Annotated in this window: 2 protein-coding genes; both read left to right on the top strand. The window is 60.3% G+C overall.

What is annotated here, in order from left to right:
• Positions 1 to 251: 251 nt before the first annotated feature.
• Positions 252 to 941: an EAL domain-containing protein gene (locus PO881_RS15685; RefSeq protein WP_222234740.1), complete on the top strand. Its 690-nt coding sequence runs from the start codon at positions 252 to 254 to the stop codon at positions 939 to 941.
• 307 nt (positions 942 to 1,248) lie between these two features.
• Positions 1,249 to 16,731: an Ig-like domain-containing protein gene (locus PO881_RS15680; RefSeq protein WP_280172046.1), complete on the top strand. Its 15,483-nt coding sequence runs from the start codon at positions 1,249 to 1,251 to the stop codon at positions 16,729 to 16,731.
• Positions 16,732 to 16,764 lie beyond the last annotated feature (33 nt).

Below are 16,764 nucleotides of genomic sequence, written 5' to 3'. Positions count from 1 at the left end.
AAGTAAAAGATAAGTTAAATTAGATTAAGAATTTTCTGAGCTTTTGTGAATTTTAGAGAAATTTACTTACGTTATTGATTGATTTAAACGATTGAAGTTACCTAAAGTGTTTACTGAAATCTATTTCTCAAAGTGTAAGTAGTACGTTAACCTTCAGTTAAGACATTAAGTTTTATCAATGTTTACCTTACTTCTTACATGAGAAATCCTGACATTTTAAGGCTATCAGGCAGTTGCAGTAAGGATATGAAATGAGCAATCAACCGAAGACAGTGTTCTTGTTGGAGCCGGTTTACGATTTATCCGGCCAGGTGATTGCCAGGGAATTGTTAACGCGTCTTGCAGACGACGCAGATATCAATAATAAGCGTAACCCTGAAAGGGATGTTGGGTTCTTCAGTCAGCTTTCTGCTGACGTTAAATGGCAGTTATTCCTCCACCAGATCGAAAAACTTATTCAGCTATACCAGAAAGGGTTCGACCAGATTGTCAGTGTCAATGTTGATAGAGATATCGTAGCCAGCATTTTTAAAGATGCTGAAATGCAAGAAAAACTGGCTCAACTGACGCTGTTGCGTCTGGAAATATCAGCATTCTTCACCGCGCGATTTAATAGCGCCGATCTGTTGATTTTAAAAGGTGTCGCGAAAGTGACGCCGGCCCCTTTATGGCTCGATGACTTTGGTCCGGGTTATTCCAACCTTTCCATGTTTGATAGCGGAATATTTGAAATCGTCAAGATTGACAAAGAATTTTTTTGGCAATTTGGCGACGGTCGCACCTTTGACATTCTGCTCGACCATCTCAACGAATTATGCAACGGCGTCATCGTTGAGGGTGTTGAAAATCAACAACAGGTCGACCTGCTGTCGCATAAAGCAATTTATGGCATGCAGGGCTATTTGTGGCAGAGCGTCTATCTCGATGATTTATTAGCTTAATCCTGAAATTATTGAGTTGGTTTCATCCCTCGGGGAAGTGAAAAAATGTCAAAGCCTGGGCTTTATGCGTTTCACGTCATGTGTGCCCGGCCGCTTGAGAACAAATATATTTTTCCCGTGGTGATTTTAAGAAATAAAACCAATCAGTTATCAGGATGGCGGCTAAACAAAACTCAACGCGATTTCATTCTTAGCCTGTATGAAATCGATCAAGAGAAGAAGTGAATAATCGTCGCGATTATTCGCTGTAAAAGCCGGTGTCTGCTGATGCCGGGCGTGATTATGGAAACTGCGGGATCTCGATAACATGAATAATATCTCAGTAACCCCAAAAGGTGGGACCGTTGCTTCTGAGCTGAGTGGAAATCAAGTTAATTTGACCGCTCCGAGTTTGGTGAAGCTGCATCTTAATCAGTCTGATATTAAGTCTTTCACACGCAATGGTAATGATTTAGTCGTCACCACGAAGTCTGGTGAAGTGGTTGTTATTCATAATTTTTACAGCCCGAATGGCGATAGCGATCTGGTTCTGCAGGACGATCGCGGCGCCATGTGGTGGGTTGAAGATCCCGGTACAGAAGGTTTCCAGTACGTTTCAATCGACAGCACCGAAGGGCTGTTAGCGGAAAACACCACCAATAACGGCACCTTTGCTGCCTTTGGTATCGGTGGTGCGGCCCTGGCGGGCTTAGGTGCGCTGTTTGCCGGTTCAGGTGGTGGTGGCGGTAATGCCTCGCCGACCAATCCCGATGACGGTAACAACGGCGGCAATCCCACCAACCCAACTAATCCTACCAACCCAACCAATCCCACCGATCCCGGTGAAAACGACACTACGCCGCCAACCGCCATCACGGATTTGGTGATCAACGACGCCGTAGGTCCGTATCAGGGCGCGATTGGCGCGGGTGCCATTACCGATGACAACACACCCACGCTGAGCGGCACCGCTGAAGCGGGCGCGATTGTCAGCATTTACGATGGCAGCACGCTGCTCGGCACTGTCACCGTTGGCGCTGATGGCCGCTGGAGCTTTACCACGCCAGCGCTGGCGGAGGGTCAGCATAGTTTGACCGCTACCGTCACCGACGCGGCGGGGAACACCAGCCCAGCGACCAATCCGGTGGATTTCACCGTGGATACCGTGGCGCCCGCAACGGTTGGCGACCTGAGCGTCATTAACAACAGCGGCTCGACTGCGCAGCCCATCACCAACGGCGGCGCGACCAAAGACACCACGCCAGTGCTGAGCGGAACGGCGGAAGCGGGCTCGATTATCACCATCCGCGATGGCGATACGGTGCTCGGCAGTGTCACCGTGGGCAGCAACGGCACATGGAGCTTTACCAGCCCAACGCTGGGCGAGGGCAGCCATACGTTGAGCATCACCGCCACCGATGCGGCGGGCAATGTCAGCACGCCAGCGACCATCACCTTCACCGTGGATACGCAAGCGCCAGCAGCAGTCATCGACCTGCAGGTTAACGATAATTCAGGCGGCAGCGGCGGCACAGTAAATAACGGTGGGACGACCGATGACAACACGCCGACGCTTACCGGCAGCGGTGAAGTGGGCGCGATTGTCAGCGTTTATGATGGGCAAACGCTGCTGGGTACGGCGGTCGTGGGTTCCGATGGCAGCTGGAGTTACACCACCAGCGCCCTGAGTAACGGCAGCCATAGCCTGACGGTGACCGTGACCGATGCGGCTGGCAACGTCAGCGCGCCATCAGCCCCTTATGAAATCACCGTGCAGGCCGCTATTCCGCCGGCCACAACGTCGCTGGAAATCACCGATGACTCCGGCAACACGCTGGTGCAACTCAGCAACGGCGCCAGCACTCAGGATAACACGCCAACGCTGAGCGGCCTGGCGACGGCGGGTGCGCTGATCACGCTGTATAACGGCACCTCGGTGCTGGGTAGCGTGGTTGCGGGCAGCGATGGTCAGTGGACCTTTACCCCAACTGCGTTGGCTGACGGTGCCTACGCGCTGCACGCCACCGTCGATAACAACGCGGGCAGCGTGACGCAAACGCCAACTATCACCATCACGGTGGATACCGTCGCACCTGCTGCGGCCGGTGGCGTAACGCTGAGCGATAACGATGGCAGCACGCTACAACCGATTGCCGCCGGTGGCGCGACCAATAACACCACGCCGGTGCTGAGCGGCACCGCTGAACCGGGTAGCACCGTCATCGTGCGTGATGGCGATAGCGTGCTCGGCACGGCAATCGTGGGCAGCAATGGGTCATGGAGCTTCACTGCGCCGACCTTAACCGAAGGCGGTCACAGCCTGACCGCCACGGTCACCGACGCGGCAGGTAATGTGGGTCCAACCTCGACGCCGATCGCCTTCACCGTGGATACTCAGGCACCTGCGGGTGCCAGCAATGTGGTGATCAGCGATAACGTCGGTGCTGCAACCGGCCCAATCACCGCGGGCGGCACCACCGACGACAGCACACCCACGCTATCCGGTAACGGTGAAGCCAACGCCATCGTCAAAATTTATGATGGCAGCACGCTGCTCGGCAGCGTCACCGTTGGCAACGACGGCACCTGGAGCTTTACCACGCCAACGTTGAGCAACGGTAGCCATTCGCTCAGCGTAACGGTGACCGATGCGGCAGGTAACGTCAGCCCGGCGACAACCGGTGTTGGCTTCACCGTCAACGCTGGCGTACCGCCAACCACCAGCACGCTGGAAATCACCGATGACAGCGGCAGCACACTTCGCCTGTTGCCAGAAGGTTCCAGCACGCAGGACACCACGCCAACCTTGAGCGGTCTGGCCTCGGCGGGCGCGCTCATCGAGTTATATAACGGCACCACGCTGCTCGGCAGCACCGTCGCGGGTGCGGATGGGCAATGGAGCTTTACGCCAGCTACCGCGCTGGCTGACGGGACTTATGCCTTCCACGCCACGGCCACTGATACCAATGGCAATGTGACTGATTCCGGCACCCTTAACATCACTATTGATAACACCGCGCCGGCAGCGGCTGGCGACTTGCAATTGAGCGATAACAGCGGCAGCACTGTGGTACCCATTGCCTCTGGCGGCACCAGCAATGACAACACGCCAACCTTGAGCGGCACCGCAGAACCGGGCAGCACCGTTACCGTGCTGGATGGCACCAACGTGATCGGCAGCGCAACGGTGGGCAGCGACGGCAGCTGGAGCTTCACCTCGCCAACCCTGAGTGACGGCAACCACAGCTTGACCACCACCGTCACCGATCCGGCTGGCAACACCGGTCCGGCGTCGCCAGCCGTTACTTTAACAGTGGATACCACGCCGCCAGCCGTTATTGCCGATCTGGTGATCGAAGATAGCGTCGGCGCGGTTCAAGGGCCGTTAACGTCCGGCGATACCACCGATGACCGCGCACCAACCCTGAGCGGCACCGGCGAGCCGAATGCCACCATCAGTATTTACGATGGCACCACGCTGCTGGGTAACACCACCGTGGACACCGACGGCACATGGCGTTTCACCACGCCAGCGTTGAGCAATGGCAGCCATACCCTCACCGTCACCGCCACGGACAGCGCCGGTAACGTCGGCCCAGCCAGTCCGCCGATTGTGATCAACGTTGATGCGGCTATTCCGCCAGCCACATCGTCGCTGGAAGTGACGGATGAAAACGGCAATACCGTGGGTCAGCTGACTGACGGCGGCAGCACCAACAATGACAGCCCGGTATTAACCGGTTTGGCGGGGCCCGGCAATATCATAACCCTGTATGACGGCACCACCGTGCTGGGCAGCACCACGGCGGGCAGTAACGGTCAGTGGATTTTCTATGTCACCGGTTTAGGCAATGGTCCGCATGCGTTGCACGGCACCATTACCGATGCCAACGGCAACGTCACTGATACCGCAACCATTAACATCACCGTGGATACCATCGCGCCCGATGCCGCAACCGACGTGGAACTCACCAACGATGCGGGCAGCATTACGCAGCCAGTTACCGCCGGCGGGGCCAGCAATGATGCGACACCAGTCTTAAGCGGCAGCGCGGAAGCGGGCAGCACCGTTACTATCCTTGATGGCACCACCGTGTTGGGTACCGTGACGGTCGGCAGCGACGGTAACTGGAGCTTTACCACACCGAAGCTGGCGGAGGGCAATCACAGCCTGAGCACCACCGTGACCGATGCGGCGGGCAATGTTAGCCCGGCGACCACACCGATCGCCTTCAGCGTAGATACCACCGCGCCAGCGCCGGTCAGCGGTTTGGTGGTCAATGATAACGTCGGCGGCAGCACCGGTCCGTTGACTTCGGGCACCATCACCGACGACAGCACGCCAACCCTGAGCGGCACCGCCGAAGCGGGATCGGTGGTGCGCGTCTATGACGGCACCACGCTACTGGGCTCAGCGACAGCGGGCAGCGACGGCAGCTGGAGCTTCACGCCAGATGCCGCGCTGACTAACGGCCAACACAGCCTGACCACCACCGTCACCGATGCGGCAGGCAATGTTAGCCCGTCGTCGCCGGTATTTACCCTCAATGTCGATGCTGGCGTTCCGGCGACCAGCAGCCTGCTGGTGGTGACCGACGACAGCGGCAGCACGCTGGTTGAACTGCCAAACAACTCCAGCACTAACGACACCACGCCGATTCTTAGCGGCCAGGCGGGCGCGGGCGATCTGATCACGCTGTATAACGGCACCACCCTCATTGGCAGCACGGTCGCGGGTAGCGATGGGCAGTGGAACTTCACACCTGCGGCGCTGGCCGATGCCACTTACGCTTTCCATGCGGTCGCCACTAACGCGACGACCGGCGTGGAGACCGATTCGCCAACCATCAACATCACCATTGATACCGTGGTGCCCACCGCGCCAACCGGCGTGGCGCTGGAAGATGGTGCGGGTGTGCCGATCCCGGAAGGCAGCAGCACCAACACCAACACGCCAACCTTGAGCGGCAGCGGTGAAGCGGGCAGTACGGTCACCATCTCGGATGGCACCACCGTGCTCGGCACCACCACGGTGGGCAACGATGGCAGCTGGAGTTACACCACGCCACCGCTGAGCGATGGTGATCATAGCCTGACCTCAACCGTTACCGATGCCGCTGGCAATACCGGCCCGGCTTCTACGCCGGTGACGGTGACCATCGATACCCAGCCGCCTGCCGCAGCGGGCAATGTGCAGTTCACCAACGACGACGGCACGCCGCTGGCTTCAGGTAGCACCACCGGCGACACCACGCCAACCCTGAACGGCACCGCCGAACCGGGCAGCACCGTGACGGTGAGCGATGGCACTACGGTGCTGGGCACCGCAATCACCGGCATCGACGGCAACTGGAGCTTTACACCAACCGATCCGCTGACTGAAGGGCAGCACAATCTCACCACCACCGTCACCGATACGGCCGGTAACGTCGGCCCTGCGTCGTCGGTGGTGATTGTGATTGTGGATACCACGCCACCGGCAGCGGCGACCGATTTGCAACTGAGCAACGATGGCAGCGGCACGCTGGTGCCGGTCGCGGATGGCGGCACCACCAACGATGTCACGCCGGTGTTGAGCGGTCGTGCGGAGCCGGGCAGCGTCGTGACGGTGTCTGATGGCAGCACGGCGTTGGGTTCGGTGACCGTCGGCAACGATGGCAACTGGAGCTTTACCTCTCCGGCGCTCGGCGATGGCTCACACAGCCTGACCACCACCGTGACCGATGCGGCGGGCAATACCGGCGCGGCCAGCGCGCCATTGACCTTCACCATCGATACCACGGCACCGCCAGCACCGGGCGGTGTGCAGCTGAGTAACGACAGCAGCGGCACGTCTGTTCCTATTCCCTCAGGTGCGGCAACCAATGATGCAACGCCAGTATTGAGCGGCACCGCAGCAGCGGGCAGCACCATTACCGTTTCTGATGGCGCTACCGTACTCGGTACCGTCACTGTCGGCAGCGGCGGAACATGGAGCTTCACCACGCCAGCGCTGAACGAGGGCAATCACAGCCTGACCGCCACCGTTACCAGTCCGGCGGGCAACACCGGTGCGCCCTCTGCGCCCATTGTGGTCACCGTGGATATCACGCCACCTGCGGCGGCAACGGGTCTGCAACTCAGCAACAACGAAGGAACTACGCCGGTACCGATTGCTGCTGGCGGCACCACTAATGACACCACACCTGCGCTGAGCGGCATCGCAGAAGCGGGCAGCATCGTCACGGTGAGTGATGGCACGACCGTGATCGGCAGCGCAGCCGTTGGCAGTGATGGCAGCTGGAGCGTGATCCCAACCGCACCGTTGACGGCGGGAGAGCACACGCTTACTGCGACCGTCACCGATCCGGCCGGTAACGTTGGCCCGGCATCGGCCCCCATCGTCGTCAATATCGACACCGCCCAACCGCCAGTCGCAGATGATCTTGAGCTGAACAATGACAACGGCGGCACGCCAGTTCCGATTGCGTCCGGCGGCGCGACCAATGACACCACGCCGGTGCTCAGCGGTAGCGCAGCGGCGGGCAGCACCGTCACCGTACTGGATGGCACCACCGTGCTCGGCACCGTTGTGGTTGGCAGCGGCGGCAGCTGGAGCTTCAGCACACCGGCGTTGAGCGAAGGCGCGCACAGCCTGACCACCACCGTCACCAGCGCATCGGGTAACGTCAGCGATCCGTCTGCGCCGATTAACTTCACCGTGGATACGCAGCCACCGGCAACCTCAACCGGTCTGCAACTGAGTAACGATGGCGGTACGGCGATTGCCGCTGGCGGTATCACCAACGACAGCACGCCCGTGTTGCGCGGCAGCGCCGAAGCGGGCAGCACCATCACCGTACTGGATGGCACCACCGTGCTGGGCACTGCCACGGCGGACACCGACGGCAACTGGAGCTTTACGCCAACGATCGCGCTGGGCGAGGGCGCACACAGCCTGACCACCACCGTCACCGATGCGGCGGGCAACAGCAGCGGCGCATCCACGCCGGTTACCTTTACCGTGGATACCACACCGCCAGCCGCCGCTACCGATCTGCAGCTCAGCAATAACAACAGCGGCACGGCGATTCCTGTTGATACCGGCGGTCGCACCAACGACACCACGCCAGTGTTGAGCGGCAGTGCCGAAGCGGGCAGCGTCGTCACCGTGCGTGATGGCACCGAGGTACTGGGCAGCACCACCGTCGGCACCGATGGCAAATGGAGCTTCACTCCGGCCAATCCGCTGGACGAGGGCGCGCACAGCCTGACCGCTACCGTCACCGATCCGGCCGGTAACGTCGGCCCGGCCTCTACGCCGTACGCGGTCACTATCGATACCACCGCGCCGCCAGCCGTGATTACGGTGGTACTCAGTAACGATCAGGGCAGCACGCCAACGCCAATCGTCTCGGGCGGAGCCACTAACGACACCACGCCGGTGCTGAGCGGTACCGCCGAGGCGGACAACATCATCATCGTGCGTGACGGCACCACCGTGCTGGGCTCGACGATTGTTGGCACCGATGGAACCTGGAGCTTCACTTCACCAGCGCTGAGCCAGGGCGCGCACAGCCTGACGGCAACCGTCACTGACGCCGCAGGCAACAGCAGCGCTCCGTCTACGGCAATCGCCTTTATCGTCGATACCGAGGCACCGAATGCGGCGACAGGGCTGCAACTGAGCAATGATTCCGGCCAAACGTCGGTACCGATTGCTGCAGGCGGCGCTACCAACGACACCACACCGGTGTTGAGCGGCAGCGCTGAAGCAGGCAGCATCGTGATTGTTTCTGACGGCAGCAACGTGCTGGGCTCGGTTGTGGTCGGCAGCGGCGGCAGCTGGAGCTTCACTTCGCCGGAGCTGGGCGAGGGCGATCACAGCCTGACCACCACGGTGACCGATGCTGCAGGTAACGTCAGTTCGCCGTCCGCGGCCCTGAACTTCAGTATTGATACCACGCCGCCAGTGGCGCCGGGCGCGATCGCGCTGAACAACAACAACGGCAGTTCACCGGTTACGATTGCGGCAGGCAGCACCACCAACGATGCCACACCGGCGATCAGCGGTACCGCTGCAGCCGGCAGCACCGTGACCGTGCTGGATGGCGCTACCGTGCTGGGCACCGCGATTGTTGGCAGTAACGGACAGTGGAGCTTCACCACGCCAACGTTGGGTGAAGGTGCGCACAGCCTGACGGCGACCGTCACCGATCCTGCGGGTAACGTCGGTCCTGCCTCCGCAGCAATCGCCTTTAACGTTGATACCGTTGCGCCTGTTGCGGCAACCGGACTGGTGCTGAACAACGACAACGGCGGTTCGCCGGTGCCGATTGCTAACAACGGCACCACCAACGACAACACGCCATTCCTCACCGGTACCGCCGAAGCGGGTAGCACGGTGATTATCCGTGACGGCACAACCATCATCGGTAGCGCTTCGGTGGGCAGCAACGGCCAGTGGAGCTTCACCTCACCCACGCTGGATGAGGGCGCGCACAGCCTGAGCACCACCGTGGTGGATGCGGCGGGAAATGTGAGTACAGCGTCACCGGCGATTGATTTTACCGTCGACAGCGTGGTTCCAGCGCCAGCCACGCTGGTGGTGAACAATGACAACAGCGGGACGCCCGTACTGGTGCCGAACGGCGCCACCACCAGCGACAACACGCCGTTGCTGAGTGGCACAGCGGAAGCGGGCAGCCTGGTCACTCTTTATGATGGCACCACCGTGATCGGCTCGACCACCGCAACGGCGGGCGGAACCTGGAGCTTCAGCTCACCGACCTTAACTGAGGGTTCGCATACGCTGACCGCCACCGTAACCGACGAGGTCGGCAACGTCAGTTCGCCATCCTCGACCTTTACCGTGGTGGTGGATGCCACCGCACCGCAACCGGCTGACGATCTGCTGCTGCAAAATAACAATGGTGGCTCACCGGTGACCATTGCCGATGGCGGCATTACCAATGACAGCACGCCAGCCATCAGCGGCACGGCGGAAGCCAACGCGATCGTTCGCGTTTATGACGGCACCACCTTAGTGGGTTCAGCCGTAGCAGGCAGCAACGGCGCATGGAGCATCACCACCAGCGCGCTGACTGACGCCACCCATACGCTGAATGTCACCGTGACCGATGCGGCGGGCAACGTGAGCGCCAATGCCTCGGTATCATTGACGGTGGACACCTCTACGCCGGCAGCGGTGTCGAGCTTCGCTATTTACAATAATGCGGCCACTACCACCGTGCAGGTGGCGGATGACGGTGACTCCAACGACAACACGCCTTTGCTGAGCGGAACCGGTGTAGCGGGCACCATCATCAACATCTACGAGGGCAGCGATCTTCTTGGCACCACCACGGTAGGCGACAACGGCGAGTGGCGCTTTGAAACTGCGGCTTTAGATGATGGCCAGCACAGCTTCACCGTTTCAGTCACCAACGCTGCGGGCACCACGGGCCCGGAAGCGATACCGATTACGATTAATATTGATACGGCTGCACCGGCAACGGTCAGCAATCTTGTCGTAACAGACGATGAGGGGGGCAGCACCGGTCCGTTGCTGTCGGGTGACACCACCGATGACAGCACGCCAACGCTGAGCGGCTCCGCTGAAGCGGGCAGCCGAGTGTCGGTTTACGATGGCACCACGCTGCTGGGCACTGTGATCGCTACTGGCGGCATATGGAGCTTCACGCCGGGCAGCGCGCTCTCTAACGGCGAGCATAACTTCACCTTCACAGTGACCGATGTAGCAGGCAACGTCAGCGCGGCAAGCAGCCCGGCGTTTACGCTGAATATCGCAGCGGATCTGCCGCCAGCGGTCAGTACGCTGGTGATCACCGACGATAGCGGCAATTCACTGGTTACCGTGAATGACGGCGCCAATATCAAGGACGGTACGCCGGTATTAACCGGCGCGGCAGATGTGGGGGATGTGATTACCATTCACGATGGTGCAACGGTGTTGGGTAGCGTTACCGTCGGTGCGACCGGACAGTGGACCTTCACGCCAACGCTGAATGATGGACCGCACGGCATCTATGTCACCACGGTCAATTCAGTGGGTAATCCGGGCGCAAACTCGCCAACGGTGAATTTCACTATTGATACCGTGGCACCGCTTGCAGCAACTAACCTCTCTGCCGCTAATAACAACGACGGCGTAACCGTGCCCATTGCTAACAATGGCGCCACCAATGACAGTACCCCGCGGCTCGCAGGTCTCGCGGAAGCCAACGGCATTGTTACGATTTATGACGGCAACACGGTTATCGGCTCAACGGTCGCCAATGGTAGCGGTGAGTGGGACTTCACGTCGCCAACGCTGAGTCAGGGCGGACATGCGCTGAGCGTCACCGTGACGGATGCGGCGGGTAACGTCGGTCCGCGCTCTGATGTCGTGAACCTCACTGTCGATACCGTGGCACCCAACGCCTCGACGCTGGTGGTCACCAACGACGTCACCAGCACGGTGGTGCCAAATGGCGGTTCGACCAACGACAGCACGCCAACGCTGAGCGGTACCGCGGAAGTGGGCAGTGTGATCACCGTTTACGATGGTACGACCTTGCTCGGTTCGGTTGCTGCCGGAACAGGCGGAGCATGGAGCTTTATTTCACCGGTACTGGGCGAAGGCAGCCATTCGCTCACCGTGCGCGTGACAGATGCCGCCGGTAACACTAGCGCGGCATCCAGCACGGCAACGGTGACTGTGGATACCGTCGTACCAACGGCGGTGAGCGGTTTGACTGCTGCCAACAACAACGGCAGTTCGCCGGTGACCATTGCTGCGGGGGGTAGCACCAATGACAACACGCCAGCACTGAGCGGTACGGCAGATGCAGGCAGCGTGGTGGTGATCCGTGATGGCACCGACGTTATCGGTTCTGTCACCGCAGGCAGCAACGGCGCATGGAGCTTCACGTCACCCACGCTGGCTGATGGTCTGCATACCCTGAACGTGACGGCGACCGATCTCGCCGGTAACGTCAGCCCGAATGCGGCGATCAGCTTCACTGTGACCACAGCAGCACCAACGCCAGTCACCGATCTGGTGGTTTCTGACAACGTAGGTGCAACACAAGGGGCACTCACCAGCGGTGCGGCGACCGATGACAACACGCCAACGCTGAGCGGTAATGCTACCGCTGGCAACATCGTGATTATCTCGGAAGGCACCACGGTGCTGGGTTCTGTGGTGGCGGGCAGCAATGGTGCGTGGAGCCTTACCACAGCCGCATTGAGCGACGGATCGCATCCGTTGAGCGTGACGGTACGCGATGCAGCCGGTAACACCAGCGCGGCAACCAACTTCACGGTCAATGTCGATACGGTGGCGCCAGCCAACGCAACCTTGTTAATCACTAATGATCTCACCAGCACCACGGTGCCGAATGGTGGTGCAACCAACGACAGCACGCCAACGCTGAGCGGTACGGCGGAAGCCGGCAGCCGCGTGTCGATTTACGATGGCAGCTCCCTGCTGGGTACGGCGGTGGCAGGCAGCAACGGCGCATGGACCTTCACAACCGATGTGCTGACGCAAGGCGCTCATCCACTGAGCGTCACGGTCACCGATGCGGCGGGTAACGTCAGCGGCAGCACCTCGGCCACGGTGATTATCGATACCGTCGCGCCGGGGGCGGTAACCGGTCTGGCCGCGGCCAACAACAACGGCAGCACGCCGGTGGCGATTGCCAATAACGGCAGCACCAATGACAACACGCCAGCGCTGAGCGGTACGGCAGAAGCGGGCAGTCTGGTGATTATCCGCGATGGCACCTCGATTATCGGTTCTGTTACCGCAGGCACTAACGGCGCATGGAGCTTCACCACGCCAACGCTGGCGGAGGGGCCGCACACCTTCAACGTCACGGCGACGGATGCAGCGGGCAACGTCAGCCCGAATGCGACGCTTGCCCTGACGGTGGACACCGTGGCACCTGCGCCCGTCACGGACCTGGTGATCAACGACGATGTGGGCGGCATTCAGGGGCCGCTGGCGAACGGTGCGGTGACCGATGATGCCACGCCAACGCTGAGTGGTACGGCAGAAGCGAATGCGATTGTCACTATCTACGACGACACCACGGTGCTGGGTTCAGTGGTGGCTGGCGCGGGCGGTGCATGGACCTTTACTACTGCTACGCTAGGCAACGGTGTGCATCCGCTGAGCGTGACGGTGAAAGATGCGGCGGGTAACACCAGTGCCGCCACCACGCCGGTTTCCATCACGGTAGACACCGTGGCGCCAACGGCTTCAACGCTGGTGATCACCAACGACATCACCAGCACCACGGTGCCGAGCGGTGGTGCCACCAACGACAACACCCCAACGCTGAGCGGTGTAGCGGAAGCGGGCAGCCGCGTGTCGATTTATGATGGCGCGACGTTGCTGGGGACGGCGATTGCGAATGGCACAGGCGCATGGACCTTTACCACCGGCGTGCTCACCACCGGCACGCATCCACTCAGCGTCACGGTCACCGACGCGGCCGGTAACGTCAGCGGTAGCACCTCGGCCTCGGTAACCATCGATACCACGCCGCCAGCGGCAGTCACCAATCTGGTGGCCGCCAACAACAACGGCAGTACGGCGGTGACCATTCCGAACAACGGCGTGACCAACGACAATACGCCGCTGTTGACCGGTTCCGGCGAGATTGGCGCGAAGATCAGCGTCTACGATGGCACCACGCTGCTGGGCACCACCACGGTGGGCAGCGGTGGCACATGGAGCTTCGTCTCGGCGGTGCTGAGCAACGGTGTACATACGCTGAACGTCACGGCAACCGATGCGGCGGGTAACGTGAGCCCGAACGCCTCAACCACCCTGACGATTGATACCGTGGCGCCGAATCCGGTGACCAATCTGGTGATCAATGATGACGTCGGCACTCTTCAGGGGCCGCTGGCGAACGGTGCCTTTACCGATGACGCCACGCCAACCCTGAGCGGCACGGCGGAAGCCAACGCGATTGTGACCATCTACGACGGTACCACCATGATTGGTTCCACCACCGCCAATGGTTCAGGTGCATGGAGCTTCACCACCGCGACCCTGAGCAACGGTAGCCATCCGCTGAGCGTGACGGTGACCGATGCCGCGGGTAACACCAGTGCGGCATCGGCGACGGTTTCCATTACGGTGGATACCGTGGCTCCAGCGGCGTCAACGCTGGTGATCACCAATGATGTCACCAGTACCGTGGTGCCGAGCGGCGGTGCTACCAACGACACCACGCCAACGTTGAGCGGCGTGGCGGAAGCGGGCAGCCGCGTCTCGATCTACGATGGTGGCACCTTGTTAGGCACGGCGATTGCGGGTAGCACTGGCGCATGGACCTTCACCACCGCCGCGCTCACGCAGGGCACGCATCCATTGAGCGTGACGGTAACGGACACGGCCGGTAACGTCAGCGGGACTACGTCGGCGTCGGTCATTATCGATACCACGCCGCCAGCGGCGGTCACCAACCTGGTCGCTGCCAATAACAACGGCAGCACGGCGGTGACCATTCCGAATAACGGCATCACCAACGACAGCACGCCGCTGTTGACCGGTAACGGCGAAGTCGGGGCACGAATCAGCGTGTACGACGGCACCACACTGCTGGGCACCACCACGGTGGGCAGCGGTGGCACATGGAGCTTCGTCTCGACTGCGCTGAGCAACGGCACCCATACGCTGAACGTGACGGCAACCGATGCGGCGGGCAACGTCAGCCCGAACGCCTCGACCACGCTGCGCATCGACACTGTGGCACCAACGGCCAGTACGCTCACCATTACCGACGACGCCGGCAGCACGCCGGTGACGCTGACCAATGGCGCGTACACCCGTGACACCACGCCAGTGCTGAACGGCACGGCGGAAGTGGGCGCGATTGTCACCATCTACGATGGCACCACCGCGCTGGGTTCAGTAACGGTTGGCGCCGGTGGCAGCTGGACTTACACCCCCAGCGCACTGGCGAACGGTGCGCATCCGTTGAGCGTAACGGTGACCGATTCGGCGGGTAACGTCAGCATCGGTAACACGGCGGTGACGGTGAACGTCGATACTGTGCCGCCTGCGGCGGTAAGTGGCCTGGCAATCAACGGTGCCGGTACCACGGTCACCGGTAGCGGTGAAGTGGGGGCAACGGTAACGGTACGTGATGCGGGCGGTAACGCGCTGGGTACAACGACGGTAGGCAGCGGCGGTTCATGGTCGGTGAGCCTGAGTACGGCGCAAACCACCGGTGCTTCGCTGTCGGTGATTCAGACTGACCGCGCAGGCAACGTATCGACCAGCACCCCGCTGACCGGTGCGATTCAAATCGTGGCAGCGAATGATGTCAACGAAGTGGATTACACCACCCAAATCGGCACCATCACCAATGCCAATACCAGTTCGACCAGCGTCGCATTGCTGAGCGTTAACCTCGGCAGCGTGCTGGGTGTGGGAGTATTGAGCAGCACTAACGCCTATATGTTTAACGTTGGCGCAGGGGATACGCGCACGGTGACATTACACGCCTCGGCCACCAGCCTGGCGGCGCTGACATCGACTTATACCTTGTACCTCTATCAACAGCAGGCGAACGGCACCTGGGCGCTGAAATCCAGCAACGCCAACTACATCACCACGGTTCTGACCATTGGTACACAAACCGGTGGCAACGTGACTTACAGCAACCTCGGTACAGGTAACTATGCCGTGCTGTTGGGCACCAGCACCGGTGTTGGTGTGTTGCCATCGACTACCGTCACCACCACGTCGGATATTACGACGCTGGCGTTGACCGTGGCGGCAACTGTCACCGGCAACCTGTTGACCAACGATACCAGCTCCGTCGCCGGTACGGTGCCGAACGGTACGGTGGTCACCCAGGTGACTGGCAATGCGATTGCCGCCACCGGTAACACGGTGATCACCAGCAGCTACGGTACGCTGACCATCGATTCGCACGGTAACTACACCTATACGCTGAAGGCGGGACTGGATGCCGATCTGGTACCAGCCACCGACGTCTTCACCTATTCGGTGCGTGATGCCAGCGGCGCGGTGACCTCGGCCAGCCTGACGGTGAACCTGCACAACGGTGCATCCACCAGCACGCTGCTGGCGACCAGCAGTCTGGTGGCCGAAGCCACCAATGACCACGACGCCAGCGGCAGCATCTACGGTTCAGCATCGGGCACGCACACCGGAACCTTGAGTATCACTAATGAACACGGCGATATCACCACGGTTCACAGCGTGGGTACGACGTCGATTGCCGGCGACTTTGGTGTGCTGAGTATTGCCGCCAACGGTAACTACACCTATTCACTGAATGCGGGCGTGGATGGACAATCCATTACCCATAAAGAGGTGTTCAGTTACACCCTGGCGGCGAGCGATGGCACCATCACCACGCAGTTGTTCACCATTGAGCTGCATCCAACCATCACAGGAACCACGGGGGCTGACACGCTAACCGGCGGTGCCTACGACGACACCATCACCAGCGGTGCCGGCGCAGATACGTTGGTGTATCACTTACTGGCGAGTGCGGATGCTACCGGCGGTAACGGTCACGATACCTGGACCGACTTCAATGTCGCGCAAGGCGACAAAATTGACGTCAGTAACTTGCTTATCGGCTGGAATGATTCCACAAGTAATATTAATGATTTCGTGAAAGTGGATCATACTTCAGATGGCAATACGGTGCTCTCCATTGACCGTGATGGTACCGGTACGGGTTACAGCACCACTCAGCTGATTACGCTGGAAGGCGTGAACGTTTCTCTGGAGGAGCTGCTGCAACAACCGCACCAAAACCATACGGCGTAATCGCTCTGTGATGCAGGGATGCAGTTAGGGCAC

Origin of the sequence: Pantoea sp. SS70, assembly GCF_029866845.1 — a bacterium.
Classification (GTDB): domain Bacteria; phylum Pseudomonadota; class Gammaproteobacteria; order Enterobacterales; family Enterobacteriaceae; genus Pantoea; species Pantoea leporis.
This window is presented reverse-complemented; position numbering and strand designations above follow the sequence as displayed.

Excerpts from the sequence above, each read along its gene's own strand:
- PO881_RS15685 (WP_222234740.1), top strand. The coding sequence starts at position 252 with ATGAGCAATCAACCGAAGACAGTGTTCTTGTTGGAGCCGGTTTACGAT.
- PO881_RS15680 (WP_280172046.1), top strand. The coding sequence starts at position 1,249 with ATGAATAATATCTCAGTAACCCCAAAAGGTGGGACCGTTGCTTCTGAG.